Origin of the sequence: Kosakonia sp. YIM B13571 (assembly GCF_042788095.1) — a bacterium.
Classification (GTDB): Bacteria; Pseudomonadota; Gammaproteobacteria; order Enterobacterales; family Enterobacteriaceae; genus Kosakonia; species Kosakonia quasisacchari.
Window position 1 is genome coordinate 352,915 of sequence record NZ_JBHZPL010000003.1, and the last position, 25,605, is coordinate 378,519.

General features: G+C 50.5%; 28 protein-coding genes and 3 tRNA genes. 25 read left to right on the forward strand and 6 right to left on the reverse strand.

What is annotated here, in order from left to right:
* The first annotated feature begins 21 nt into the window (after positions 1 to 21).
* From ACFX4O_RS10090 to sdiA, 8 genes are all read left to right on the forward strand, one after another.
* Positions 22 to 1,146, forward strand: a complete 1,125-nt coding sequence (locus ACFX4O_RS10090; RefSeq protein WP_131409460.1) for an FkbM family methyltransferase — start codon at positions 22 to 24, stop codon at positions 1,144 to 1,146.
* A 99-nt stretch (positions 1,147 to 1,245) separates the two neighbouring features.
* A complete protein-coding gene (fliA, locus tag ACFX4O_RS10095) occupies positions 1,246 to 1,965 on the forward strand; it encodes an RNA polymerase sigma factor FliA (protein ID WP_131409462.1) in 720 nt (239 codons plus the stop codon).
* Positions 1,966 to 2,027: 62 nt separating this feature from the next.
* Positions 2,028 to 2,579 (forward strand): flagella biosynthesis regulatory protein FliZ, encoded by a 552-nt coding sequence (fliZ, locus tag ACFX4O_RS10100; protein ID WP_017458347.1) that lies wholly within the window; start codon positions 2,028 to 2,030, stop codon positions 2,577 to 2,579.
* An 83-nt stretch (positions 2,580 to 2,662) separates the two neighbouring features.
* The gene (gene tcyJ, locus ACFX4O_RS10105) at positions 2,663 to 3,463 is read left to right on the forward strand and encodes a cystine ABC transporter substrate-binding protein (RefSeq protein ID WP_017458346.1); all 801 of its coding nucleotides are present in this window, start codon (positions 2,663 to 2,665) and stop codon (positions 3,461 to 3,463) included.
* Positions 3,464 to 3,571: 108 nt separating this feature from the next.
* On the forward strand, positions 3,572 to 4,558 hold the full coding sequence (dcyD, locus tag ACFX4O_RS10110) for a D-cysteine desulfhydrase (protein ID WP_380208487.1): 987 nt from the start codon (positions 3,572 to 3,574) through the stop codon (positions 4,556 to 4,558).
* 21 nt (positions 4,559 to 4,579) lie between these two features.
* On the forward strand, positions 4,580 to 5,248 hold the full coding sequence (gene tcyL / locus ACFX4O_RS10115) for a cystine ABC transporter permease (RefSeq protein ID WP_380208489.1): 669 nt from the start codon (positions 4,580 to 4,582) through the stop codon (positions 5,246 to 5,248).
* Complete coding sequence (tcyN, locus tag ACFX4O_RS10120; RefSeq protein WP_131409468.1) at positions 5,245 to 5,997, forward strand: L-cystine ABC transporter ATP-binding protein TcyN; 753 nt, start codon at positions 5,245 to 5,247, stop codon at positions 5,995 to 5,997. The genes tcyL and tcyN overlap by 4 nt, the downstream gene beginning before the upstream one ends.
* Before the next feature lie 284 nt (positions 5,998 to 6,281).
* The gene (gene sdiA / locus ACFX4O_RS10125; RefSeq protein ID WP_131409470.1) at positions 6,282 to 7,004 is read left to right on the forward strand and encodes a transcriptional regulator SdiA; all 723 of its coding nucleotides are present in this window, start codon (positions 6,282 to 6,284) and stop codon (positions 7,002 to 7,004) included.
* A 67-nt stretch (positions 7,005 to 7,071) separates the two neighbouring features.
* Here sdiA and ACFX4O_RS10130 read toward each other — a convergent pair whose 3' ends face one another.
* A complete protein-coding gene (locus ACFX4O_RS10130) occupies positions 7,072 to 7,296 on the reverse strand; it encodes a DUF2594 family protein (protein ID WP_131409472.1) in 225 nt (74 codons plus the stop codon).
* Positions 7,297 to 7,761: 465 nt separating this feature from the next.
* Between ACFX4O_RS10130 and uvrY the strand changes: the two genes are divergently transcribed.
* The 6 genes from uvrY to ACFX4O_RS10160 all read left to right on the forward strand — a co-directional run bounded on the left by uvrY (position 7,762) and on the right by ACFX4O_RS10160 (position 11,305).
* Positions 7,762 to 8,418 carry a UvrY/SirA/GacA family response regulator transcription factor gene (gene uvrY, locus ACFX4O_RS10135; RefSeq protein WP_131409474.1) on the forward strand — a complete coding sequence of 219 codons (657 nt, stop codon included), beginning with the start codon at positions 7,762 to 7,764 and terminating at the stop codon, positions 8,416 to 8,418.
* Positions 8,415 to 10,247: an excinuclease ABC subunit UvrC gene (gene uvrC, locus ACFX4O_RS10140; RefSeq protein WP_380208492.1), complete on the forward strand. Its 1,833-nt coding sequence runs from the start codon at positions 8,415 to 8,417 to the stop codon at positions 10,245 to 10,247. Before uvrY ends, uvrC begins: the two co-directional genes overlap by 4 nt.
* 56 nt (positions 10,248 to 10,303) lie before the next feature.
* A complete protein-coding gene (gene pgsA, locus ACFX4O_RS10145) occupies positions 10,304 to 10,852 on the forward strand; it encodes a CDP-diacylglycerol--glycerol-3-phosphate 3-phosphatidyltransferase (protein WP_380208494.1) in 549 nt (182 codons plus the stop codon).
* A gap of 149 nt (positions 10,853 to 11,001) precedes the next feature.
* Positions 11,002 to 11,077, forward strand: a tRNA-Gly gene (locus ACFX4O_RS10150).
* A gap of 54 nt (positions 11,078 to 11,131) precedes the next feature.
* Positions 11,132 to 11,205, forward strand: a tRNA-Cys gene (locus ACFX4O_RS10155).
* A gap of 13 nt (positions 11,206 to 11,218) precedes the next feature.
* Positions 11,219 to 11,305: transfer RNA gene (locus ACFX4O_RS10160), tRNA-Leu, on the forward strand.
* A gap of 413 nt (positions 11,306 to 11,718) precedes the next feature.
* On the opposite strand, the gene tyrP is transcribed toward ACFX4O_RS10160, so the two are convergent.
* Positions 11,719 to 12,930 carry a tyrosine transporter TyrP gene (gene tyrP, locus ACFX4O_RS10165; protein ID WP_380208496.1) on the reverse strand — a complete coding sequence of 404 codons (1,212 nt, stop codon included), beginning with the start codon at positions 12,928 to 12,930 and terminating at the stop codon, positions 11,719 to 11,721.
* A 240-nt stretch (positions 12,931 to 13,170) separates the two neighbouring features.
* Here tyrP and ACFX4O_RS10170 point away from each other — a divergent pair, with 240 nt between their 5' ends.
* Together ACFX4O_RS10170 and ACFX4O_RS10175 are read left to right on the forward strand one after the other, a co-directional pair.
* Entirely contained in the window at positions 13,171 to 13,512 is a 342-nt protein-coding gene (locus ACFX4O_RS10170; RefSeq protein ID WP_131409482.1) for a hypothetical protein, read from the forward strand.
* A 64-nt stretch (positions 13,513 to 13,576) separates the two neighbouring features.
* Complete coding sequence (locus ACFX4O_RS10175; protein ID WP_131409484.1) at positions 13,577 to 13,816, forward strand: YecH family metal-binding protein; 240 nt, start codon at positions 13,577 to 13,579, stop codon at positions 13,814 to 13,816.
* A 39-nt stretch (positions 13,817 to 13,855) separates the two neighbouring features.
* Here the strand turns inward: ACFX4O_RS10175 and ftnA are convergent, their stop codons facing one another.
* Both ftnA and yecR read right to left on the reverse strand, forming a co-directional pair.
* The gene (gene ftnA / locus ACFX4O_RS10180) at positions 13,856 to 14,353 is read right to left on the reverse strand and encodes a non-heme ferritin (RefSeq protein ID WP_017458333.1); all 498 of its coding nucleotides are present in this window, start codon (positions 14,351 to 14,353) and stop codon (positions 13,856 to 13,858) included.
* 207 nt (positions 14,354 to 14,560) lie between these two features.
* Entirely contained in the window at positions 14,561 to 14,893 is a 333-nt protein-coding gene (yecR, locus tag ACFX4O_RS10185) for a YecR family lipoprotein (protein ID WP_165501904.1), read from the reverse strand.
* A 237-nt stretch (positions 14,894 to 15,130) separates the two neighbouring features.
* On the opposite strand from yecR, the gene ACFX4O_RS10190 reads away from it, so the two are divergent.
* Positions 15,131 to 15,769 (forward strand): RpiB/LacA/LacB family sugar-phosphate isomerase, encoded by a 639-nt coding sequence (locus ACFX4O_RS10190; RefSeq protein ID WP_017458331.1) that lies wholly within the window; start codon positions 15,131 to 15,133, stop codon positions 15,767 to 15,769.
* 52 nt (positions 15,770 to 15,821) lie between these two features.
* On the opposite strand, the gene ACFX4O_RS10195 is transcribed toward ACFX4O_RS10190, so the two are convergent.
* On the reverse strand, positions 15,822 to 17,246 hold the full coding sequence (locus ACFX4O_RS10195; protein ID WP_380208499.1) for an MFS transporter: 1,425 nt from the start codon (positions 17,244 to 17,246) through the stop codon (positions 15,822 to 15,824).
* A 212-nt stretch (positions 17,247 to 17,458) separates the two neighbouring features.
* Here ACFX4O_RS10195 and azuC point away from each other — a divergent pair, with 212 nt between their 5' ends.
* From azuC to otsA, 8 genes are all read left to right on the forward strand, one after another.
* A complete protein-coding gene (gene azuC / locus ACFX4O_RS10200; protein WP_017458329.1) occupies positions 17,459 to 17,542 on the forward strand; it encodes a stress response protein AzuC in 84 nt (27 codons plus the stop codon).
* Positions 17,543 to 17,664: 122 nt separating this feature from the next.
* The gene (locus ACFX4O_RS10205) at positions 17,665 to 17,916 is read left to right on the forward strand and encodes a DUF2766 family protein (protein ID WP_017458328.1); all 252 of its coding nucleotides are present in this window, start codon (positions 17,665 to 17,667) and stop codon (positions 17,914 to 17,916) included.
* A 116-nt stretch (positions 17,917 to 18,032) separates the two neighbouring features.
* Entirely contained in the window at positions 18,033 to 18,590 is a 558-nt protein-coding gene (locus tag ACFX4O_RS10210; protein WP_131409490.1) for a DJ-1 family glyoxalase III, read from the forward strand.
* 317 nt (positions 18,591 to 18,907) lie between these two features.
* Entirely contained in the window at positions 18,908 to 19,888 is a 981-nt protein-coding gene (locus ACFX4O_RS10215; protein WP_131409492.1) for an arabinose ABC transporter substrate-binding protein, read from the forward strand.
* A 70-nt stretch (positions 19,889 to 19,958) separates the two neighbouring features.
* Positions 19,959 to 21,473, forward strand: coding sequence for an L-arabinose ABC transporter ATP-binding protein AraG (gene araG, locus ACFX4O_RS10220; RefSeq protein WP_380208502.1), 1,515 nt, complete (start codon positions 19,959 to 19,961; stop codon positions 21,471 to 21,473).
* 14 nt (positions 21,474 to 21,487) lie between these two features.
* Positions 21,488 to 22,468, forward strand: a complete 981-nt coding sequence (gene araH, locus ACFX4O_RS10225) for an L-arabinose ABC transporter permease AraH (protein ID WP_131409496.1) — start codon at positions 21,488 to 21,490, stop codon at positions 22,466 to 22,468.
* A 186-nt stretch (positions 22,469 to 22,654) separates the two neighbouring features.
* The gene (gene otsB / locus ACFX4O_RS10230; protein ID WP_380208505.1) at positions 22,655 to 23,461 is read left to right on the forward strand and encodes a trehalose-phosphatase; all 807 of its coding nucleotides are present in this window, start codon (positions 22,655 to 22,657) and stop codon (positions 23,459 to 23,461) included.
* The gene (gene otsA, locus ACFX4O_RS10235) at positions 23,436 to 24,860 is read left to right on the forward strand and encodes an alpha,alpha-trehalose-phosphate synthase (protein WP_131409500.1); all 1,425 of its coding nucleotides are present in this window, start codon (positions 23,436 to 23,438) and stop codon (positions 24,858 to 24,860) included. Before otsB ends, otsA begins: the two co-directional genes overlap by 26 nt.
* Positions 24,861 to 24,894: 34 nt before the next feature.
* Here the strand turns inward: otsA and uspC are convergent, their stop codons facing one another.
* The gene (gene uspC / locus ACFX4O_RS10240; protein ID WP_131409502.1) at positions 24,895 to 25,320 is read right to left on the reverse strand and encodes a universal stress protein UspC; all 426 of its coding nucleotides are present in this window, start codon (positions 25,318 to 25,320) and stop codon (positions 24,895 to 24,897) included.
* Positions 25,321 to 25,605 lie beyond the last annotated feature (285 nt).

Consider the following 25,605-nt stretch of genomic DNA (forward strand, 5'->3'; position numbering starts at 1 on the left):
GAATGAGTCTCTGAGGTAGATATGTCTATTCTTGAAAAAATTTGCGAGTCCAGAAACCATTTTCTCGATACGATCGACGAAATGCAGAAGAATGGTCGTCCGTTGGTATTATGCGGTGCCGGTTATTTAGGGCAAAAAACGTGGGAATTTTTAACCAGCAAGAATGTGAAGGTTGATTATGTCGCAGTCAATGAGAAATATTTCACCGAAGGTTCAACCTTTTACGGTTACGATATCATCAATTTAGACCAGCTGACCCGGCAAGAAGGCACCTATAATTACATTCTGGCTATCCAGTATGTGAGCGCTGAATTAGAAGCGATGCTTGGAAACAACGCCGAAAGCATATTGATCTTTGATCACTCTTTTATTGGCGTGAATACCGATACGCTTTATACCGCCGAATTTTGTCAGGAAAATGAAGCTGTTTTGACCGAATTTTATAACTCTTTAGGCGATGAGCGCTCAAAAGAAACGCTGGCTGCGTTTATTAATCAGCGTATTTGCGCGCGTAGCTTGTACTATGGCAAGTATTTCGATCCTAACCACTACCTGGCAGAAGACCTGGTGCGCTTGCAGGACAATGAAGTGTATGTCGATTGCGGCGCCTACGACGGTGACAGCGTGGTTGCGTTCCTGAAAGCTGCACAGAAGCAGGGCGTGAAGAAACCCGCGAAAATCCTCGCTTTTGAACCGGAAGCAAAAAACTTCGCCTTATTACAACGCGCAGATATTGGTGATGTGGAACTCAAAGCCATCAATAAAGGTGTCTGGTCGGAAAATACAACATTGCGCTTTGATTCCGGAATGGATACCTCGTCTCGCTTAAGCGAAGGGGAAGGCAACACCTCCATTGATGTGGTCAGCATCGATAATGCCCTTGAAGGCACGAATTACGCTACATTTATCAAAATGGATATTGAGGGGGCGGAGCTGGAAGCCCTAAAAGGTGCGCAACATACCATTCGTGCATCTTTGCCTGTTCTGACGATTAGCTTGTATCACAAGCCGGAAGATTTGCTGACGATCCCGCAATACATTCGTGAACTGTCGGATAATTATCGTTTTTATTTGCGCGGGCATCATCCGGCGCTGGCTTTTGAGCTGGTGTTATATGCATTACCTGTCGGGAGAACGGTTCAATAAAGTCAAATAACCCCCATTTCACCCACTATTCATCCGATTAAAACCACTCCAGAATCGGATAATCGTGCCGATAACTCAATTAACGCAGGGCTGTTTATCGTGAATTCACTCTATACCGCTGAAGGTGTAATGGATAAACACTCGCTGTGGCAGCGTTATGTACCTCTTGTGCGTCACGAAGCATTGCGCCTGCAGGTGCGTTTGCCGGCGAGTGTGGAACTGGACGACCTGCTACAGGCGGGCGGTATCGGTTTACTGAATGCAGTAGACCGATATGACGCTCTGCAAGGAACGGCATTTACCACTTACGCAGTACAGCGTATTCGTGGGGCGATGCTGGACGAATTGCGCAGCCGCGATTGGGTGCCGCGCAGCGTTCGGCGTAATGCCCGCGAAGTGGCGCAGGCAATGGGGCAACTTGAGCAAGAACTGGGACGTAACGCGACGGAAACAGAAGTGTCGCAGCGTCTTGGAATTCCTGTAGAGGAATACCGTCAGATGCTGCTCGATACCAATAACAGCCAGCTTTTCTCCTACGATGAATGGCGGGAAGAGCATGGCGACAGTATCGAGCTGGTGACGGACGATCATCAACAGGAAAACCCGTTATTCCAGTTACTGGAAAGTAATTTACGTCACCGGGTCATGGAAGCGATTGAATCGCTGCCGGAACGTGAACAACTTGTCCTGACACTGTACTACCAGGAAGAACTCAATCTGAAAGAGATTGGTGCCGTTCTGGAAGTCGGGGAATCACGAGTCAGCCAGCTCCATAGCCAGGCCATTAAGCGCTTACGTACCAAGCTGGGTAAGTTATAGGTCAGTGATTCTGCATCACTCCTGGTAAATGCCGAACAACGCATTGACAACCAGGAGTTATCATGACGGTGCAGCAACCTAAAAGACGGCCTCTAAGCCGCTACCTTAAAGACTTTAAACACAGCCAGACGCATTGCGCACACTGCCACAAGCTGCTTGATCGCATCACACTGGTACGCCGGGGCGAAATCGTGAATAAGATCGCGATCTCGCGCCTGGATATGCTGTTGGATGAAGCGGCCTGGCAACAAGAGCAAAAAGAGTGGGTTGCACTCTGTCGTTTTTGCGGCGATCTGCACTGCAAAGAGCAGAGCGATTTCTTCGATATCATCGGTTTTAAACAATATCTTTTCGAACAAACCGAAATGAGCCACGGTACGGTGCGCGAGTATGTCGTGCGTTTGCGCCGCCTCGGCAACCATCTCACAGAACTCAACATTTCCCGACAGCTGCTTGAAGAAGGGTTCCTCGACGAAAATCTGGAACCGTGGTTACCTGCGACCAGTACCAATAATTATCGGATTGCCTTGCGCAAATATGCGCAGTTTAAAACCCAGATGCGTTTTGCTTCCGTGCAAAAAATCGCTGTGGGCGCAACATCTGATTTATATTAAAAAGGAATAAGATGTAGCCGAGTCGTGCTTGTACTTAGCGTCAGGCACCTTACACTACAGCCAATTTCTTTATCGGGGTAACTATGAAACTAGCACTTTTGGGACGTCAGGCGTTGATGGGTGTAATGGCCGTCGCGCTGGTAGCAGGGATGAGCGTGAAAACGTTCGCGGCGGAAAACCTGCTCAATAAAGTCAAAGAGCGTGGCACGCTGTTGGTGGGTCTGGAAGGCACGTATCCGCCGTTTAGTTTCCAGGGCGACGACGGCAAGCTAACTGGTTTTGAAGTGGAGTTCGCCGAAGCGTTGGCACAGCATCTTGGCGTAAAAGCATCCCTGAAACCCACCAAATGGGACGGCATGCTGGCATCGCTGGATTCTAAACGCATCGACGTGGTGATTAACCAGGTCACCATCTCCGATGAGCGTAAGAAAAAGTATGATTTCTCAACGCCGTATACCGTTTCTGGTATCCAGGCGTTGGTGAAGAAAGGAAACGAAGCGGGGATTAAATCCGCAGCGGATCTGAAAGGCAAAAAAGTGGGCGTTGGGCTTGGCACCAACTATGAAGAGTGGCTGCGTAAGAACGTGCAGGGCGTTGATATTCGCACCTATGATGATGACCCGACTAAATATCAGGATTTACGCGTTGGCCGTATTGACGCCATCCTGGTCGATCGTCTGGCCGCGCTGGATCTGGTGAAGAAAACCAAAGATACGCTGGCAGTGGCGGGAGATGCTTTCTCGCGTCAGGAATCCGGCGTTGCGCTGCGTAAAGGTAATGACGATTTGCTGAAAGCTATCGACGCAGCCATTGCCGAGATGCAAAAAGACGGCACCATGAAAACGCTGTCAGAAAAATGGTTTGGAGCGGATGTGACGAAGTAAACGTTGCCCGTTAAAAAAAGGCGCTTAATCAAGCGCCTTTTTTATTTCATCGATTTTAGCGTGCATAATAAAAACATTGGCTAACGTTACCTGGTCTTCGGAGATTTTATGTCCTTGCACAATGTGACCCGCTTTCCGCGCCTGGAGTTGATTGGCGCACCCACGCCGCTGGAGTATCTGCCGCGGCTTTCCGACTACCTCGGGCGCGAAATTTTTATTAAACGCGATGATGTGACGCCTGTTGCGATGGGCGGCAACAAGCTGCGCAAACTCGAGTTCCTGGCGGCGGATGCATTGCGCGAGGGCGCTGATACGCTAATTACCGCGGGGGCGATTCAATCCAATCATGTTCGCCAGACGGCGGCGGTAGCGGCGAAATTGGGCCTGCACTGTGTTGCGCTTTTGGAAAACCCAATAGGTACCACGGCGGAAAACTACCTGACCAATGGCAACCGCTTGCTGCTGGATCTGTTCAATGCGCAGATCGAAATGTGTGACGCATTGACAGATCCCACCGCACAACTAGAGGAACTGGCGACACGCATAGAGGCGCAGGGTTTCCGCCCTTATGTGATCCCGGTTGGTGGCTCAAACGCGCTGGGCGCAATGGGGTATGTGGAAAGCGCGCTGGAAATTGCACAGCAATGCGAAGGTGCGGTTAGCCTTTCATCGGTGGTGGTGGCTTCTGGCAGCGCGGGTACGCATGCCGGTCTGGCGGTTGGGCTGGAGCAACTGATGCCGGATGTGGAACTGGTTGGCGTGACGGTTTCGCGCAGCGTGGCGGATCAAAAACCGAAAGTGGTGACGCTGCAACAGGCTATCGCGAGGGAACTCGGATTGCAGGCCAACGCCGATATTCTGTTGTGGGATGACTACTTCGCGCCGGGCTATGGCACGCCGAATGATGAAGGAATGGAAGCGGTGAAATTGCTTGCCCGCCTGGAAGGCATTTTGCTCGATCCGGTTTATACCGGGAAAGCGATGGCCGGGTTGCTGGATGGTATTGAGCAGAATCGCTTTAAAGATAACGGACCCATCCTGTTTATCCATACGGGCGGCGCACCGGCGCTGTTTGCCTATCACCCCCATATTTAATTCCCAGGCAGAGCAAAAATAATGCAAGAAAGTCTACAACTGGTTATCGACTCTGCGCCTTACCTGTTAAAGGGCGCGGTATTTACACTGCAACTCAGTATTGGCGGGATGTTTTTTGGTTTATTGCTCGGCTTTCTGCTGGCTCTGATGCGCATGTCGTCGCTCTTACCTGTGCGCTGGCTGGCGCGTTTGTACATCTCGATTTTTCGCGGTACGCCGCTTATCGCACAGTTGTTTATGATCTATTACGGTCTGCCGCAGTTTGGTATTGAGTTGGATCCTATCCCGTCGGCGATGATTGGCCTGTCACTTAATACGGCAGCCTACGCGGCGGAGACGTTGCGCGCGGCTATTTCGTCTATCGATAAAGGGCAGTGGGAAGCGGCGGCCAGTATTGGTATGACGCCGTGGCAGACATTGCGTCGCGCTATTCTCCCGCAGGCCGCGCGTGTCGCGCTGCCGCCGCTGAGCAACAGTTTCATTAGCCTGGTGAAAGATACGTCACTGGCGGCAACCATTCAGGTGCCGGAGCTGTTCCGCCAGGCGCAATTGATAACGTCCCGCACGCTGGAAGTGTTCACCATGTACCTTGCGGCATCGCTGATTTACTGGGTGATGGCGACGGTACTCTCTTCCCTGCAAAACTATTTTGAACACCAGCTTAATCGTCAGGAGCGTGATCCGAAATGAGTGCTATCGACGTGAAAAATCTGGTGAAAAAATTCCACGGCCAGACGGTGTTGCACGGTATCGATCTTGAGGTGCAACAGGGCGAAGTGGTGGCGATTATTGGCCCGAGTGGCTCCGGTAAAACCACATTGTTGCGCAGTATTAACCTGCTTGAACAGCCGGAGAACGGCACTATCCGTGTTGGCGAAATCACCATTGATACCGCGCGATCGCTTAGCCAGCAGAAAAGCGCTATCCGTCGGTTACGCCAGCATGTTGGTTTTGTCTTTCAGAATTTCAATTTGTTCCCGCATCGGACAGTACTGGAAAACATTATTGAAGGGCCGGTGATCGTGAAAGGTGAGCCCAAGGAAGAGGCTGCTGCGCGCGCGCGCGAACTCTTGGAAAAAGTGGGGTTGAGTGGCAAAGAGAACAGTTACCCACGGCGTTTATCGGGTGGGCAGCAGCAGCGTGTAGCGATAGCTCGTGCGCTGGCGATGCGCCCGGACGTGATTCTTTTTGACGAGCCGACATCTGCGCTCGATCCTGAGCTGGTGGGCGAAGTGCTTAATGCCATTCGCCAACTGGCGCAAGAAAAGCGCACGATGGTGATTGTCACGCATGAGATGAGCTTTGCGCGTGACGTGGCGGACAGGGCAATTTTTATGGATCAGGGGCGTATTGTGGAACAGGGGCCCGCGAAAACGTTGTTTGCCGACCCGCAGCAACCGCGTACGCGTCAGTTTCTGGAAAAATTCCTCATGCAATAATGCTTTCGCGGTTCAGCACACATTACGGCTGAATCGCGTTAATTTCACTTAAGTTAAAATTCACTGTATTTATTACATGTACGTTTTGCAGGGATATTTCCCGACTATATGCTGTGTGTCTGAAACGCCCACCAGTTATTCTTTCCTAAGATGCCGTTAACGCTGGCGTTAAGCGCAACTTATTTCCAGATACATCGATATTTTATATTTATAATTAAGTTTTATGTGTTAGCTTATTGTATACAAAATAATGATTATTAAAACCAGGGGTATTACCGGTCGGTATGCAGGATATAGAATTCTTTACCTGGCGTCGTGACATGATGTCGCGGTTCCAGGAGATGACAACAGCCCAGGATGTTTATTCCGAATTACAGCGGCAGACACAGCTGCTGGAATTTGATTATTTTTCGCTTTGCGTTCGCCACCCGGTGCCTTTTACCCGGCCGAAGTTGAGCGTTGAAAGCTCTTATCCACAAGCGTGGATGCAGCATTATCAGGCAGAGAATTACTTTGCTATTGACCCGGTGCTTAAGGCTGAAAACTTCATTCAGGGACATCTTCCCTGGAATGACAAACTCTTTCACGATGCTATGGTTTTGTGGGATGCTGCGCGGGATCATGGATTGCGCAAAGGTATTTCGCAGTGCCTGATGTTGCCGAATCATGCAATGGGTTTTTTGTCCGTGTCGCGCACCAGCCTGTTTGGCAAAATGATGTCGGATGATGAAATTGAATTGCGCATGCAGACATTGGTGCAGTTAAGCCTGCTGGCATTAACTCGTCTGGAAGATCAGATGGTGCTGGCACCTGAAATGAAATTCAGTAAGCGTGAACGTGAAATTCTCAAGTGGACAGCGGAAGGTAAAACATCTGCAGAGATTGCGATGATTTTATCCATATCCGAAAACACAGTTAATTTTCATCAAAAAAATATGCAGAAGAAATTTAACGCGCCGAACAAAACACAGATCGCATGCTACGCAGCGGCAACAGGGATGATTTAAATAACCCTTCTGTTTTGCCCGGCAAAGATAGCCAGCTGACAAATCTCTTTTGGCAGCCGGTTATTATTTACTGGCGATAGGCTTGTTTAATTTGCTTAACAGTACCGGAAAATACCGCAGCCTGAGCGTCGTCTTCCATTTGTTCGATTTGCTTTTCCATTTTGATGATAACGCGTCCTGCGTCTGCCTGGCCCATCGCCTGCAGCATCAGTGTAATCATTGATTTCAGGCAGGAGACTTCCAGCGCCAGTTCCTTTGCATTATCAGCAGTGGAAAAATCAGGTGTGCTCAATTTATTTTCCTCGTTACGGTGTCGCGCAGGTGCGCGACGGACACTGTCAAAGCGGCGGAGTATACCATAATGACGGCAAAAGAAAGCAGTGGTTGTTTTTTGATCATTATTTTCAGTTTATTAAATTAAACCTGACGGTAATAAGCCGTGCTGTTTTTAATTGTCGAAGAATATATGTTTAAGCAAGGTTTAGTAGCAGTTAATTGTTGTTACATGTGAAGCGTGCTAATAGTCATATCTGCAAACACAATTTCGAGTAACTTTTTGAAAAGGCGGGCTAAAACTTTTTTAGCGCTGCGCTTGAAAAGATGGCGGAACTTTCCACGCTCTGTACAACTTAATTTCCAAAAACGCGAACAAAATCGAAAGTTACGGGTTTTTTAACCTTTCACTGTTAGATGAAAAAAAGTTAATATACGTTGAATTAGGCTTTTGTCGCGTTATCCCTATTCCGGAGATACTCCATTGATCAACGTACTACTTGTTGATGACCATGAACTGGTGCGCGCAGGGATACGACGCATTCTTGAAGACATTAAGGGCATAAAAGTTATCGGCGAGGTTAACTGTGGTGAAGATGCCATTAAATGGTGTCGCGCTAATACGGTTGATGTCGTTCTGATGGATATGAACATGCCTGGTATCGGCGGCCTCGAAGCGACGCGGAAAATCGCGCGTGGTAATGCTGATACCAAAGTGATTATGCTTACTGTCCACACGGAAAACCCGCTGCCCGCGAAAGTGATGCAGGCGGGAGCTGCAGGATACCTCAGCAAAGGTGCAGCGCCGCAGGAAATGGTGAACGCTATCCGCTCCGTGCAGTCTGGTCAGCGTTATATCGCTTCCGACATTGCTCAGCAAATGGCGCTTAGCCAAATCGAACCCGAAAAAACGGACTCGCCGTTCGACAGTTTGTCTGAACGTGAATTGCAGATTATGCTGATGATCACCAAAGGCCAGAAGGTCAATGAGATCTCAGAACAGCTACATCTGAGCCCCAAAACGGTGAATAGCTACCGCTATCGGATGTTCAGCAAATTGAACATACACGGTGACGTCGAACTGACGCATCTCGCTATTCGCCACGGGTTATGCAATGCGGAGACGTTATTAAGTCAGTGACTGAAGTTTTTGATTCGAAAGCATTTCTGAAAACGGTTACCAGTAAACCCGGCGTCTATCGTATGTATGATGCCGGTGGAACTGTTATCTATGTAGGTAAAGCGAAAGACCTGAAAAAACGGCTTTCCAGCTATTTCCGCAGCAACCTTGCCTCGCGTAAAACGGAAGCGCTGGTTGCACAGATCCAGCAGATTGATGTCACTGTTACCCATACGGAAACCGAAGCGTTGTTGCTTGAGCATAACTACATCAAGCTCTATCAGCCCCGGTATAACGTGCTGCTGCGTGACGATAAATCTTACCCGTTTATTTTTCTCAGCGGCGATACGCATCCTCGTCTTTCCATGCATCGCGGCGCTAAGCATGCGAAAGGGGAGTACTTCGGGCCTTTCCCGAACGGCTATGCCGTGCGCGAGACGTTGGCGCTGCTGCAGAAAATTTTCCCTGTTCGCCAGTGCGAGAACAGTGTCTATCGCAACCGTTCACGCCCCTGCCTGCAATACCAGATTGGCCGCTGTCTTGGGCCGTGTGTCGCCGGGTTGGTCAGCGAAGAGGAGTATGCGCAGCAGGTTGACTATGTGCGTCTCTTTCTTGCTGGTAAAGATGACCAGGTACTGACTCAGCTTATTGCTCGTATGGAAAAAGCCAGCCAGGCGCTGGAGTTTGAAGAAGCGGCGCGTGTCCGCGACCAGATTCAGGCCGTACGCCGCGTGACGGAAAAACAGTTTGTTTCTAATACTGGCGATGATTTGGATGTTATCGGCGTGGCTTTTGATGCCGGAATGGCCTGCGTACATGTGTTGTTTATCCGCCAGGGAAAAGTGCTTGGCAGTCGCAGCTATTTCCCGAAAGTGCCGGGCGGGACTGAGATTGGCGAAGTGGTAGAGACCTTTGTTGGTCAGTTCTATTTGCAGGGTAGCCAGATGCGTACCTTGCCGAGTGAAATTTTGCTCGATTTCAACTTGAGCGATAAAACTCTGCTGAGCGACTCGCTTTCCGAACTCGCTGGCCGGCGGGTGAATGTGCAAACCAAACCGCGCGGTGACCGTGCGCGTTACCTTAAGCTGGCGCGTACTAATGCCGCCACGGCGTTGGCAACTAAACTTTCTCAGCAATCCACGGTTCACCAGCGGCTTGCAGCACTGGCCAGCGTGCTTGAGCTGCCGGAAGTGAAACGCATGGAGTGTTTCGATATCAGCCACACGATGGGTGAGCAAACCGTGGCATCATGCGTTGTATTTGATGCCAATGGGCCATTGCGGGCGGAGTATCGACGCTACAACATCAATGGAATCACGCCGGGTGATGATTACGCAGCGATGAATCAGGTGCTGCGTCGTCGTTACGGTAAAGCGATCGAAGAGAGCAAAATCCCGGATGTGATCCTCATTGATGGTGGTAAAGGGCAGTTAGGGCAGGCGAAAGCCGTTTTTGCCGAACTGGATGTGGCGTGGGATAAAAATAAACCTTTGCTGCTGGGCGTGGCGAAAGGGGCCGATCGCAAAGCGGGTCTGGAGACGTTGTTCTTCGAGCCGGAAGGGGAGGGTTTTAGCCTGCCGCCGGACTCGCCAGCGCTGCACGTTATCCAGCATATTCGCGATGAGTCACACGATCACGCCATCAGCGGACATCGCAAAAAACGCGCGAAGGTGAAAAACACCAGTTCACTGGAAACCATTGAAGGCGTCGGGCCGAAGCGACGCCAGATGTTGTTAAAATACATGGGTGGTTTACAAGGTTTACTCAATGCAAGTATTGATGAAATCTCAAAAGTGCCGGGGATCTCGCAAGGACTGGCAGAAAAGATCTACTACTCGTTGAAACATTAAGGGCTCTGTAGCACCATAGAGCGAATATTTACGGACAACAGACAGTTAACGCCACTATGCGATTTAATATCCCTACGTTGCTTACCCTATTTCGCGTCATCCTGATCCCGTTTTTCGTGCTGGCGTTTTATCTTCCCTTTCCGTGGGCACCGTTTGTTTGTGCACTGATTTTCTGTTGTGCTGCGATAACCGACTGGTTTGACGGTTTTCTGGCGCGTCGCTGGAATCAAAGCACCCGTTTTGGTGCCTTCCTCGATCCTGTTGCTGACAAAGTGCTGGTCGCGATTGCGATGGTGCTGGTCGCCGAGCACTATCACAGCTGGTGGGTGACGCTGCCTGCGGCAACGATGATCGCACGAGAGATCATTATTTCCGCGCTGCGTGAATGGATGGCGGAAATGGGTAAGCGCAGCCGTGTGGCCGTTTCGTGGATTGGTAAAGTCAAAACCACTTCGCAGATGGTCGCGCTGGTATGGCTCCTCTGGCGTCCGAATATCTGGGTTGAATATGCCGGCATTGCGCTGTTTTTTGTTGCCGCAGTGTTAACGCTATGGTCAATGTTGCAATACCTCAACGCTGCGCGTGGCGATCTGCTTGAACCGTGATCGTTTCGTCGCAATTTTCAGCAAACGATCTGGGTTTTGAAAAATATCGTTGACTCAGTGCGTCAGGTAAGTAGAATGCAACGCATCGGAAGGCGGCATAACTCGCCAGATGATAGTAAAATCAAGTGATTAGAACAGAACTTGATAATGCGGGAATAGCTCAGTTGGTAGAGCACGACCTTGCCAAGGTCGGGGTCGCGAGTTCGAGTCTCGTTTCCCGCTCCAGTTTAAAGCATCGGCTATATTAGCGGGTGGGGGTTGCAAAACCTGTAGTATTCAGGCGCGTTAGCAAAGCGGTTATGTAGCGGATTGCAAATCCGTCTAGTCCGGTTCGACTCCGGAACGCGCCTCCAATTTCCTTCCCGAGCCCGGATGGTGGAATCGGTAGACACAAGGGATTTAAAATCCCTCGGCGTTCGCGCTGTGCGGGTTCAAGTCCCGCTCCGGGTACCATGGGAAAAAAGAAAAAATCAATGATAAGCAGTGTCGTGAAACCGCCCTTCAAGGCGGTTTTTTTATGCCTGTTTCCCCGCCTTCACCATTCGTTCTCCACTCGGTTTCACCTTATAAAGGGAGCATTGCTGCCCTACAAACCACAGGAATTATTGAAACCTTGCGGTTGTTTCTCTGCGTTGGCGATGCGTTTTTATGTCCTTATATTTCCTGCTCTCATTTCACCTTTCTTTCGAAGCGGCAATATAATCCGTGTTTTTGCTGGTGCGAGTAAGCTTCACCGTGTTTGTGCGATGGCAAGCTTCTGTATAGAACGTCGTGGGGAGTGCGCAAGATGCTGACCGATTAACGAGGGGAAGGGCGGTGTGAGCATGTACATTGAACAAGCCAGCACTCACACCTGATGACGGTAATTAACCGACTTCCGGCAACAACCCGGCGACAATAGAGAATTGAATGCCAATAATCGCGATACCGCAGGCAAAAATCAGACACAGCACCGGTTTGCCGCCGAGTACGCGATAACTGCTTTGCGGATGATGCTTGCGGCTTTGCCATGCCAGCATTGAAGGCAATAACAGCGCCAGTACGGAAAGTGCAACGCCGGCGTAACCCAACGCCATTACGAACCCACGTGGATAAAACAGCGCGAACGCCAGCGGCGGCAGAAAAGTGACGACTCCTGTCTGTAAACGTCCTGCGACATTGTTGCGGCGCTGGAACAAATCGGCAAGGTAATCAAAAAGACCGAGCGATACGCCAAGGAAAGAGGTCGCAAGCGCGAGGTCGGCAAACAGATGTACCGCTAACTCAACATGTGGCGACGCCACTACCTCGCGTAATGCCTGCAACAGACCGTTAAGCCCAGCCTGGCTGGCCAGCAGTCCGATGAACGTTGAGGAATCAATACTGCCAAGCGTCGCCAATTGCCAGAAAATATAGGTCACCAGCGGGATGGCGCTGCCAGTGATAAACACTCTGCGCAGTTTACGAATATTTCCGCCCATATAACTGACGATGCTTGGTACGCTGCCGTGAAAACCAAATGAGGTAAAAATGACTGGAATAGCAGACAGCGCCAGACCTTTTTCCAGCGGCATGGTCAGCAAATTAGCCTTATGAATATGTGGCATCAGCAGCGCCAGCATCACTATCAGAAACAAGAGTTTGGCGCTGAACAGAAAACGGTTAAACAGATCGACCAGGGAGGTTCCTGCGCACACGACGCCACCGGCAACGAGAGTGAACAGCAACACGCCAGTGATGGGCGAAAGCGAAATGTTAAGCCACGCACTGATGCTTGCGGCTAGCAATTCGCCTGCGCCGCTGATATATGCCGCCGTCAGCGCATACATCAAAAACATCATGCTAAAGCTTGTCACCCACTGACCATATTTCCCCAGATAACGTCGGGCCAGCGATCCAAGCCCGGTATCTGCCGGAACATGCTGATAAACCTCCAGCAGAAGAAGGGCGGTGTAACACATCACTGCCCATAAGGCGAAAAGTAAAACAAAAGTGGTCGCAAAACCTACGCCTGCCGCTGCCAGCGGCATTGCCAGCATTCCCGCGCCGATGGTTGTTCCGGCGACGATAAAAACACTACCAAGTGTTCGATTCTTCACGCTTTCCTCTGTAATAAAACGCACTGACAGCTCAAGATGCGGCGCAGAGTAAGACAATTCAGTGATTTCGTCAAACAACCGTTACATGCACTGTATTTATTTCTTTACAAATGTGACTCTTCGGGCCGTTGCACAGAGAAATTGCCGGATTTGCCCACTTCATCAGGAGCGTGTTTTTACGCGACAATCCGGCGTAACTTAAAAAATATTATAAGTTTTTAAAAATATTGAGGTTTGACAATGCCGGGTACTAATCCCTTTACAGCACGATGGTCGCGCAGCGGAAACCTGCTTTGTCACGGTCACTGGAAAATTAGCTGGCAAGGGGTAGAGATAACGTTGCCAGAGCCCCGGCAGGAAAAAGATATGGGAACGTGGGCAATCTATTCGATCATTGACCCGGATGATGAAACCTTTGTCCAGGGGCTGCCGGAAGATGAGTGGATTATTGATAACGTCGACTGGCTGACCGATCTGTTTTTCGAAAATGACATTCCGCTGGAAACGACAAATTATCGCTACTTTTACCATGCCGTGAATAAGCAGGACTGGCGATGCACCAGCTGTGCCGGATGCATGTAAACCTGTTTTAACGCAACGCCCGCATGAAATGTTGAGTTTATGATGCATCTTTTGGGGAGGATCTATGACATCCATTCACGGTCATGAAGTGTTGAATATGATGATTGAAACAGGTGAGCGCTATTCAAACGAGAGCCTGACGGCGGCAATTATTCATCGGTTTGGCGAAGCGGCGCGTTTTCATACCTGCTCAGCTGAAGGAATGACGGCGGCTGAACTGGTCGCGTTTCTGGCATCACGTGGAAAGTTTATTCCGGCGGAAGAGGGTTTTTCTACTCACGAAAGTAAAATTTGCAAGCATTAATAAAAAGGCGGTAAAGAATGTTCTTTACCGCCCGTAATATTAGTTTTGCGTGTCCAGCGTCGCCAGCTCTTTATCGATGAAATAGAGACCTTCACCGCTTTTACCTGCCAGTGTTAATTTATCAATCACTGATTTAAACAGTTTTTCTTCTTCATGTTGTTCCGCCACATACCATTGCAGGAAATTAAATGTTGGATAATCCTGAGTGGTCATCGCGACATGCGCCAGTTCGTTAATTTTCTGCGTGATCAGCTGTTCATGCTCGTACGTTGCGCGGAATAGAACATCAAGCGAAGCATAATCAGCTACCGGCGATTCAATGGTATTGATACGTGGCAAGCTGCCAGTGTCAGTCAGGTAATCAAACAGGCGCTGCATATGTGTCATCTCTTCCTGCGCGTGGCGACGCAGAAACGCGGCCGCACCTTCAAAACTATGGTAGCTGCACCAGGCGCTCATCTGCTGATAGAGCAGTGAAGAAAACAGTTCCAGATTCATTTGTTCATTTAATTTTTCGATCATCTCTGCTTTTAACATGGCGCGGCTCCATAAATATAATTATCAGGCGAAAGGTGCGCTCACTATAATTTGTTATTTAATTATTTGCAAAAGGTAAAATAAAAAATAAATATATTAAGAAGAGAATGAGAATAACACGCATTGCCAGGAATTAATTAAATAAATGAGAATTGTTTTTATCTTTAATAAAAAGAGAAGCCAGTAGAATTATACTGGCTTAAGAATTTACCAGGTCGGTTTGGTTTGTGTAAAAGCCACACCACGACACTGGTATTGAATAGTCACTTTCGTATTCATACAGACCGAGCCGCTAATCAGGCTACAGGTTTGCACCGGCTGACCGTAAGGCACTGCGGTGGCGTAACCCATCTGCTGGCACTGTTTATTAGCAGTCCCCTGCGCGGTGTAGTTATCATACTTGGCGGTTTGCATCATCGACTGGTTATAGCTCAGGCGCACCAGACCGCTGATGGTATCCACGCTACTGACTTCCGCTTCTTTCGTCATCGAGCATCCCGCGAGCAGGAGCAGCGAGGCGGCTACAACGATTCTCTTCATGAAATCACTCTGTTTCATTTTGGCATGATCTCATCTTATCGCGTTGATTTGCAGGCAATCGACAGAATAACCCGCCGAACAGCCTCTACTAATCGCGACGGCACTGCGCGAAGAGCAAAAACTGTGAGCCTGCTTCTGATTTTTAAAACCATTTTTCATTAAATTTGAAAGTATGTTTGTCAGGTAGTAAGGTTTAGCCAACCTTTGCTATCTGAAGCATGTCACAGGAGATCTAAAATGAAAATTGCACTGATGATGGAAAACAGCCAGGCGGCGAAAAACGCCATCATCCTCAAAGAGCTGAAGACGGTTGCCGATGAGAAAGATTTCCCGGTATTTAACGTCGGGATGAGCGATGAGAACGACCACCATCTGACCTATATCCACCTTGGTATTATGGCCAGTATTTTGCTGAATGCCAAAGCAGTGGATTTCGTGGTAACCGGCTGTGGCACTGGCCAGGGCGCGCTGATGTCACTGAATATCCACCCGGGTGTGGTGTGCGGTTACTGTATCGATCCGGCGGATGCTTTCCTGTTCGCTCAGATCAACAACGGTAACGCACTGGCGCTGCCGTTCGCGAAAGGTTTTGGCTGGGGCGCAGAACTGAACGTGCGCTTTATCTTTGAGAAAGCCTTTACTGGCCGCAAAGGGGAAGGTTACCCGCCGGAGCGCAAAGAACCGCAGGTGCGCAACGCGGGCATTCTGAACCAGGTCAAAGCGGCAGTGGTAAAAGAGAACTATCTCGATACACTGCGTGCGATCGACCGTGAACTGGTGAAAACCGCCGTTTCTGGTGAGCGTTTCCAGAAATGCTTCTTTGAAAACTGCCAGAACAAAGAGATTGAAGCCTTCGTTCGCGAAGTCCTCGCCTGATAATAAAAAGCCGCAACGTCTGTTGCGGCTCTCTTCTTTTTCCTTTCCTGCATCAGGCTTTCTGTTTACGCGACACGGCGCTACCCGCATCCTTCGTTAGCCGCAGCGTATCAAACATGCCTACCAGACAAATCAGCGCAATAAACACAAACGCCAGTCGAAAGCTGATCCCCTCAACGGCGGTTATATGTAACCACGTACTGAGATGCTCACCAATTCGAATACCAATTGCACCCAGCGTGATGCCTAAGCCCACTGCTAATTGTGTCGCCGTGCTGAATAACGTATTGGCATAACTCATTTGCGGCGACGGTACATCGGCAAACGCCAGCGTGCTGACGCCGGTGAACTGTACCGAACGGAACACGCCGCCGAGATAGAGGATCACAAATGTCAGCCACACCGGTGTATGCGGAGTCAATAATGCGCAGGCCAGCAGCGCTAACACATTGAGTGCGCCATTGATTAACAGCAGCTTTTTGAAACCCAGCCAGCGAATAAGCGGCGTAGTGGCAGGCTTGATGGAAAGGTTACCGGCAAACACCGCCAGCACTAACAACCCGGCGTGGAACGGATCCAAGCCGAATCCTACCTGAAACAGCAGCGGCAGCAGAAATGGCACGGCGCTAATTGAGGCGCGAAACAGGGAACCGCCGTACATAGTCACGCGAAATGTCGGCACTTTCATCGCATCGAGGCGGATCATCGGCCATTTTGCTCGCCTGAAATGGCGCAAAGTAAAAATAAGCATTGTCGCGCCGAGCACCAACAAACCCAGGGTTAATGCGCCTTGCGGATGTTCAGAACCCACCGCTTCCAGTGCATACACCAGGCTGACCATCGCGACTGCGGTAGCGATAAAACCGGGCAGATCAAACGGGCGGCGTTCCTCTTCACGAATATTAGGGATAATGCGTAACGCCAACGCAATCGCCAGCAGGCCCAACGGCACATTAATAAAGAAGATCCAGCGCCAGTCGGCATAGTGGGTAATAAAACCGCCGAGCGGCGGGCCGATAATGGGTGCGACCAGCGCGGGCCAGGTCAGCGTGGCGATGGCCGTGATTAATTGATGTTTCGGTGTGGTGCGCAGCACCGCAAGGCGGCCGACCGGCACCATTAACGCACCACCGATGCCTTGTAAAATCCGCATTGAGACAAACATATCAACGCTGGTCGAAAGCCCGCAAAGCACCGAGGCGAGGGTAAAAATAGCCAGCGCCAGCGAGAAGACGTTGCGCGCGCCAAAGCGATCGGCAATCCAGCCGCTGGCGGGGATCAGCACTGCAAGCGTTATCAAATACGCGCTAATACCAATATTGAGCGCAACGGCTTCCACGCCAAAGGTTTTTGCCATATCCGGCAACGCCGTGGCGATCACCGTACCGTCGATAAACTCCATAAAGAAAGCGCCGGCTACCAGTAGCGCAGCGGGAGAAAGACCTCCTGTCTTTCGCGAAAGGGTGCTTTCACGCATTGTGGGGCTGCCATTTAAAAAATAATTGAAGGAGCTAAAAAATGTTTTATAGCGCTAACTGCAGGATTCACATGTGAATTTTTAACAAAGCTACTGCATTTTTGATTTTTGAAACGTGATTCCTGTCACATTGAACTTGCTTTTTGTGATGCGCGTCATATTATATGTGCATTGAGACGTAACACCTGCATAACAAATCGCTGGAGTAAAAGATGAAACTGCGTAAAATCCTGAAGCATATGTTTGAAACCTATTGCAAAACTTTCAAAGACGTACCGCCAGGCGCTATGTTCTGATGATAAAAAAACCTGCCACGCGCAGGTTTTTTTATGCCCAAAATCCGCAGGAACAAGGGCGCAAAACTACTCTTACCCGGCATTTACCGCTACTATGACGCCCACCATTAAAGGAGCCTCATATGTCGCAAAATCTTTCGGCTGATCAAGAGCTGGTCTCGGATGTCGTGGCCTGCCAACTGGTCATTAAACAAATTCTCGATGTTATCGACGTTATCGCGCCAGTTGAAGTGCGTGAGAAAATGGCGAATCAATTAAAAAGCATCGATTTTTCCACCCATCCGGCAGCTGCCGATCCGGTAACGCGCCGCGCTATCCAAAAAGCCATTGCCTTAATTGAACTGAAATTCACCCCGCAGGGCGAAGCGCACTGATTTATTCTTGCTGTGTTGCGCCTGTCGGTCTGTGACACAGCGGGGATTTTGAAACGTTGTTTTGATCAACAATAAAGCCACTGAATTCAACCAACCTTGACCAGAAGGAGTCGGGAATGAAAAAAGTGGCGGTGTTGTTGGCCCCCGGTTTTGAAGAGGCGGAAGCGATTATCACCATTGATATTCTGCGCCGCTTGCAGATAGAGGTCGAAACGCTGGCCTGCGCGGAGTCCCGCGCGGTGGTCAGCTATCACAATATCCCCATGGTGGCAGACAGTACGCTAGCCGAGCGGCAGCATACGCTGTATGACGCCATCGTACTGCCCGGCGGTCCGCAGGGTAGCGTCAATCTCGCCGCCAACCCGGCGGTGCTGCAATTTGTTGAACACCATGACGCCGCTGGGAAATTCATTTGCCCAATCTGTTCGGCCGCCGCGCGCGTGCTGGGCGCTAACGGCTTACTGAAAGGTCGCCGCTATGTTTGCTCCGGCGATTTATATGAAAACGTGCGCGACGGTGAATATGTTGATGCACCGGTCGTGGAAGATGGCAACCTGATCAGCGGCAAAGGTCTGGGGTTGGCTTTCGATTTTGCCTTAACAATAGCCGCGCGGCTGCAAGGAAACGAAATTGCGGCGCGAGATCACGCCGAGCATATCTACTATAGCTGGTGATTTTTCCGCCCGGGTACGCTCTGTATCCGGGCACAAGGATAAGCTGGCTGACGTTATGGATTATTCAGCTTTCGCCCTTTCTATTTGTCAGACAAAAACGGCTGATTTTATGTGATAAATCGCTGAATTTATGTACGGAATTACTGTAATTCTGCCGTGTGATGCCGCTCTCCTATGGAGAATCAATTTCCCGCTAAAACTATTTCCAGCACAGAGCTCCAGGGGCGTATGGACTCTAATGCCTTGTTTTATGAACTTTTAAAAAAACTTATGAGTTGTTTTCCCTACATAAAAGAATGCTAAAGCTGGAGTTTACCATGCACAAATTCACTAAAGCGTTGGCGGCCATCGGCCTGGCTGCCGTTATGTCACAATCCGCTATCGCTGAAACCATGAAGCTCGGGTTTCTGGTTAAACAGCCGGAGGAGCCCTGGTTCCAGACGGAGTGGCGGTTCGCCGACAAGGCAGGCAAAGATTTAGGTTTTGAAGTGATCAAAATCGCCGTTCCCGACGGTGAGAAAACCCTGAACGCCATTGATAGCCTGGCGGCAAGCGGGGCGAAAGGTTTTGTTATTTGTACTCCCGATCCAAAACTGGGTTCTGCAATTGTGGCCAAAGCCCGCGGCTACGATATGAAAGTCATCACCGTGGACGACCAGTTCGTTAACGCCAAAGGTGAGCCAATGACGTCGGTGCCGTTAGTGATGATGGCGGCGAGTGAGATTGGCGCGCGTCAGGGCGATGAGTTGTACAAAGAGATGCAAAAACGTGGCTGGGATGTGAAACAGACCGGCGTGATGGCAATTACCGCCAATGAGCTGGATACTGCTCGCCGCCGCACTACCGGCTCCATGGACGCGCTGAAAAAAGCCGGTTTCCCGGAAAAACAGATCTACCAGGTACCGACAAAATCGAACGATATCCCCGGTGCGTTTGATGCCGGCAACTCCCTGCTGGTACAGCATCCGGAAGTCAAACACTGGCTGGTGCTGGGCATGAATGACAACACCGTGCTTGGTGGCGTGCGTGCTACGGAAGGTCAAGGCTTTAAAGCGGCGGACGTTATCGGTATCGGCATTAACGGCGTGGATGCGGTGAGCGAGCTGTCCAAAGCGCAAGCGACGGGCTTCTTTGGTTCTCTGCTGCCAAGCCCGGACGTTCACGGCTATAAAACCAGTGAGCTGCTGTACAACTGGGTGACCAAAGGTGTGGAACCGCCAAAATTCACCGCCGTTACGGATGTGGTGTTGATCACCCGCGATAACTTCAAAGAAGAGCTGGCGAAAAAAGGACTGTAATTCTCTGTTGGTTGCGCTCCCCGCATCTGCGGGGAGCCAGACGTACAATGAACTGTTTTGCGGAGACGTTATGCAACAGTCTACTCCTTACCTCTCGTTTCGCGGCATCGGTAAGTCTTTCCCCGGTGTGAAAGCGCTCAGCGAGATCAGTTTTGATTGTTATGCCGGGCAGGTTCACGCCTTGATGGGTGAGAACGGTGCCGGTAAATCAACGCTACTCAAAATCCTCAGCGGCAACTACGCGCCGACGACCGGTACGCTGGCAATAAAAGGAGAAGAGGTCTCCTTTGCCGATACGACCGCCGCGCTGAACGCTGGAGTAGCCATTATTTACCAGGAGCTGCATCTGGTGCCGGAAATGACCGTCGCCGAGAACATCTACCTGGGCCAGTTGCCGCATAAAGGCGGCATTGTGAACCGTTCACTGCTCAATTATGAAGCGGGTTTGCAGCTTAAGCATCTGGGGCTGGATATAGACCCACAAACACCGCTGAAATACCTCTCCATCGGCCAATGGCAGATGGTGGAAATTGCCAAGGCGCTGGCGCGTAACGCCAAAGTTATTGCCTTCGATGAACCCACCAGTTCCCTTTCGGCGCGTGAAATCGACAACCTGTTTCGCGTGATCCGCGAGCTGCGTAAAGAGGGGCGCGTCATCCTTTATGTCTCCCACCGTATGGAGGAGATATTTGCCCTGAGTGATGCCATTACGGTGTTTAAAGATGGCCGCTATGTGCGTACTTTTGCCGATATGCAGCAGGTGAACCATGACCAACTGGTGAAGGCAATGGTCGGGCGCGAGCTGGGCGATATTTACGGCTGGCAGCCGCGCGAATATGGCGAGCAACGTCTGCGCCTGGAGCAGGTGAAAGCGCCGGGCGTACGCACGCCGATTAGCCTGAGCGTGCGCAGCGGGGAAATTGTCGGCCTGTTTGGCCTCGTCGGTGCCGGTCGCAGTGAGTTGATGAAAGGGCTGTTTGGCGCAACGCAAATTACCGAAGGGCAGGTGTTTATCGATGGCGAGCTGGTCAATATCCACAAACCCGCTCACGCGATCCGTGCTGGCATGATGCTATGCCCGGAGGATCGCAAAGCCGAAGGCATTATCCCGGTTCACTCGGTGCAGGAGAACATCAATATCAGCGCCCGGCGCAAATACATTCGCGCAGGGTGTCTCATCAATAATGGCTGGGAGAGCGAAAACGCCGAACACCATATTCGCTCGCTCAATATCAAAACGCCGGGGGCGGATCAGCTGATTATGAATCTTTCCGGCGGTAACCAGCAGAAAGCCATTCTCGGGCGTTGGTTGTCGGAAGAGATGAAGGTGATCCTGCTCGATGAGCCTACGCGTGGGATTGACGTCGGGGCGAAACATGAAATCTACAACGTGATTTATGCGCTGGCGGCACGTGGTGTGGCGGTGCTGTTTGCTTCCAGTGATTTGCCGGAAGTCCTCGGCGTCGCCGACCGTATAGTGGTGATGCGTGAAGGCGAAATAGCCGGTGAGTTGTTACACGGTCAGGGCGATGAACAGCAGGCGCTGAGCCTTGCGATGCCGAAAGTGAGCCAGGCTGTCGCCTGAGTAAGGAGAATACGATGTCATCTTTAACTACGTCCCGTGCGCCGAAGTCGGCGTTCAGCTTCGGGCGCATCTGGGATCAGTTCGGCATGCTGGTGGTGTTCGCCGCACTGTTCATTGGTTGCGCTGTTTTCGTGCCGAACTTTGCCTCTTTCGTCAATATGAAAGGACTGGGGCTGGCAATTTCCATGTCCGGCATGGTGGCCTGCGGTATGCTTTTTTGCCTGGCGTCCGGCGATTTCGACCTCTCTGTCGCGTCTGTGATTGCCTGCGCCGGGGTGACCACGGCGGTAGTCATCAACCTCAGCGAAAGCCTGTGGATTGGGGTATTTGCCGGGTTGCTACTCGGTGTGGTGAGCGGGTTTATTAACGGCTTTGTCATTGCGCGTTTGAAAATCAACGCTCTGATAACCACGCTGGCAACAATGCAGATTGTGCGCGGGTTGGCCTATATCATCTCTGATGGTAAAGCGGTGGGGATTGAAGATGAGCGCTTCTTCACGCTCGGCTATGCTAACTGGCTTGGGTTGCCTGCGCCTATCTGGCTGACGGTCGGTTGCTTGATTATTTTTGGCTTCCTGCTTAATAAAACCACCTTTGGCCGTAATACGCTGGCAATTGGCGGTAACGAAGAGGCAGCAAGGCTGGCGGGTGTGCCAGTGGTCAGAACCAAGATCATTATCTTTGTGCTCTCAGGCCTTGTGTCAGCAGCGGCGGGGATTATTCTTGCTTCACGTATGACCAGCGGGCAGCCAATGACCTCGATCGGTTATGAGCTGATTGTTATTTCAGCCTGCGTGCTGGGGGGCGTGTCGCTGAAAGGTGGGATTGGTAAAATTTCCTACGTTGTGGCCGGTATCTTGATTCTGGGTACCGTGGAAAACGCGATGAACCTGCTGAATATCTCTCCCTTCTCACAATACGTTGTGCGCGGTTTGATCCTGCTGGCGGCGGTGATTTTCGACCGCTATAAACAAAAAGCCAAACGTACTGTTTGATGCTTATTGCTTAAATTTCGCACACAACCTATTAGTTTAACTCCAGACCTTACCAGCCGCTAATCCGGCTGGTAAGTCATGTTTAAAATGGCGAGCAGCGTCACACTGTCTATACTTACATGGCTAATGATAATGAGACGTTTGTGAAAAACGGCTCTCATCTAACACTGTAAGGAGGAAACCAGGGTGGAAGACGCACTATCGATACCGCCTCTCACTTCCGGTAATTTTGCCTTTTTTTTCGATTTGGATGGCACCCTCGCGGAGATCAAACCGCACCCGGATGATGTTTTTATCCCTGAAAATGTGCTGACCAGACTTTCATTGCTTGCTGAGCTAAATGACAGGGCGTTGGCATTGATTTCAGGGCGTTCAATTGCTGAGCTGGAACAGCTCGCCAAACCGTATTGTTTCCCGCTTGCCGGGGTACATGGGGCGGAGCGCCGCGATATCAATGGTCGAACCGAACGAATGACGTTACCGGAGGCGGTTTTGCAACCGCTGGAGCGTGAACTTCGGCATGGGATTGCCTCGCTTACCGGCGTTGAACTTGAAACTAAAGGGATGGCATTTGCACTGCATTATCGCCAGGCTCCGCAACATGAAGATGCGGTCTTTGCCCTGGCAAAATCGCTTATCTCACACTACCCGCAACTGGCGATGCAGCCGGGAAAATGCGTGGTAGAGCTGAAACCCACGGGCATTCATAAAGGCGCAGCTATTGAAGCTTTTATGCAAACGCCGCCCTTTCTCGGCAAGAAACCGGTGTTTCTTGGCGATGATCTGACTGACGAACATGGGTTTAAAGCCGTTAACAAACTTGGCGGCATATCGATAAAAGTCGGCCCGGGCGCAACACAGGCAAGGTGGCGTCTGGCTGGCGTAAATGATGTCTATCAATGGCTTGAAAAACTTGTCGACCATCAACAACAAGAACAACGGGCGCTAACAAACAGGAGAGATGGCTATGAGTCGCTTAGTCGTAGTATCTAATCGTATTGCTCCGCCTGATGATAAAAAATCCAGTGCTGGCGGGCTGGCTGTAGGGATCCTCGGGGCGCTAAAAGCGACCGGTGGGCTGTGGTTTGGCTGGAGCGGAGAGACCGGTGACGAAGATAAACCGCTAAAAAAGGTCACGAAGGGGAATATTACCTGGGCCTCGTTTAACCTCAGTGAAGAGCATTACGATCAATATTATTCGCAGTTTTCGAATGGGGTGTTGTGGCCCGCTTTCCACTATCGTCTGGATTTGGTTAAGTTCCAGCGGGAAGCCTGGGAAGGCTACCAGGATGTCAATGCGTTGCTGGCAGACAAGCTGCTGCCGCTGATTAAAGAAGACGACATTCTGTGGATCCATGATTACCATCTGTTGCCGTTCGCCAGCGAGCTGCGTAAGCGCGGCGTTAACAACCAGATCGGCTTCTTCCTGCATATTCCTTTCCCGACCCCGGAAATTTTCAATGCCTTGCCGCCGCACGCTGAGTTGCTTGAGCAACTGTGTGATTACGACTTGCTGGGCTTCCAGACTGAAAGCGATCGCCTGGCCTTCCTCGATAGCTTGTCGATGCAAACAAGGCTAACCACCCGCAGTGGGAAAGAGCATGTTGCCTGGGGCAAAACCTTCCGCACGGAAGTCTACCCAATCGGTATTGAGCCACAAGAAATCGCGCAACAAGCCGCCGGGCCATTACCGACCAAACTGGCGCAGTTGAAAAATGAACTGAAGAATGTGAAAAACATCTTCTCGGTGGAGCGTCTGGATTACTCCAAAGGCTTGCCGGAACGCTTCCTGGCATATGAAACCCTGCTTGAGAAGTTCCCTCAGCACCACGGTAAGATCCGTTATACGCAGATAGCGCCCACCTCGCGTGGCGAAGTGCAGGCCTACCAGGATATTCGTCATCAACTGGAAACAGAAGCCGGGCGCATCAATGGCAAATACGGTCAGCTTGGCTGGACGCCGCTTTATTACCTCAACCAGCATTTTGATCGCAAAGTGTTGATGAAGGTATTTCGCTATGCGGAAGTCGGGTTGGTGACACCGCTGCGCGACGGTATGAACCTGGTGGCGAAAGAGTACGTGGCGGCTCAGGATCCTGAAAATCCGGGGGTGTTAATTCTTTCTCAGTTTGCCGGTGCGGCGAACGAACTGACATCGGCGTTGATCGTCAACCCTTACGATCGCGATGATGTCGCGGCGGCGATGGACAGGGCATTAAGGATGCCGCTGGCGGAGCGTATTTCGCGCCATGCGGAGATGCTCAAAGTTATCAAGGAGAATGATATCCATCGCTGGCAGCAGAGGTTTATCAGCGATTTAAAGCGCATCACGCCACGTAGCGTACAAAGCCAGCTACAAAGCAAAGTGGCGACCTTTCCAAAGCTAGCCTGACGTAACGAACGCTCCCGCATCTGTCGGGAGCGTTTTACTCATGTAAAGGCACCAACAGCACATCCACTTCGCTGGACTGGACAATACTTTTCGCCGAGCAGACGGCGCGCGAGAAGAACGTCTGATTATGATTACCACACACCACTAAATCGACATCCTGGGTGCGACAGGTATGCAGAATATGCTTACTTAGCTCGCCGGAGGCAATCAGCGCCTGTTCGATGGGATAATTCGCGTTACGAACCAGTTCATCAAGAAACTGTTGTGTCTCTTCCAGCAGGACATCTCGGACGTTTTCCATCATTGGTGCTGCAAGCTGGTTATACAGTTCCGGGTCGGCGGCTAAGGTAATAAGGGTAATGCGGGCACTGGAAGGGCGGGCAATATCGACCGCTTTTGCCAGCAATTGTTGGCTCTCTGGCGTAACGGCTACGGCGACCAAAAGATGTGCATAAGCCATTTTCACTCCCCGATTTGAATCAAATTTTTCTCACCATTACTCCGATTCTTAAACCAGTGCAACCTGTGAATATGGCATGGATGTGAAGGTTATCATAAATATTCATTAATTATTCTTACGTAACGCTCTGGTCGCGCTTTAATCACCTTAATCGATTTTAAAAGCTTAACTAAAATTAAGAGAATTTAAGATCGAATTGTTAAATTATCGACCATGTTGATTAACAAAACTGCAATGGTTGCTTTGGGTGATTAATTAACTTTACTTAAAACATAATATATTGTT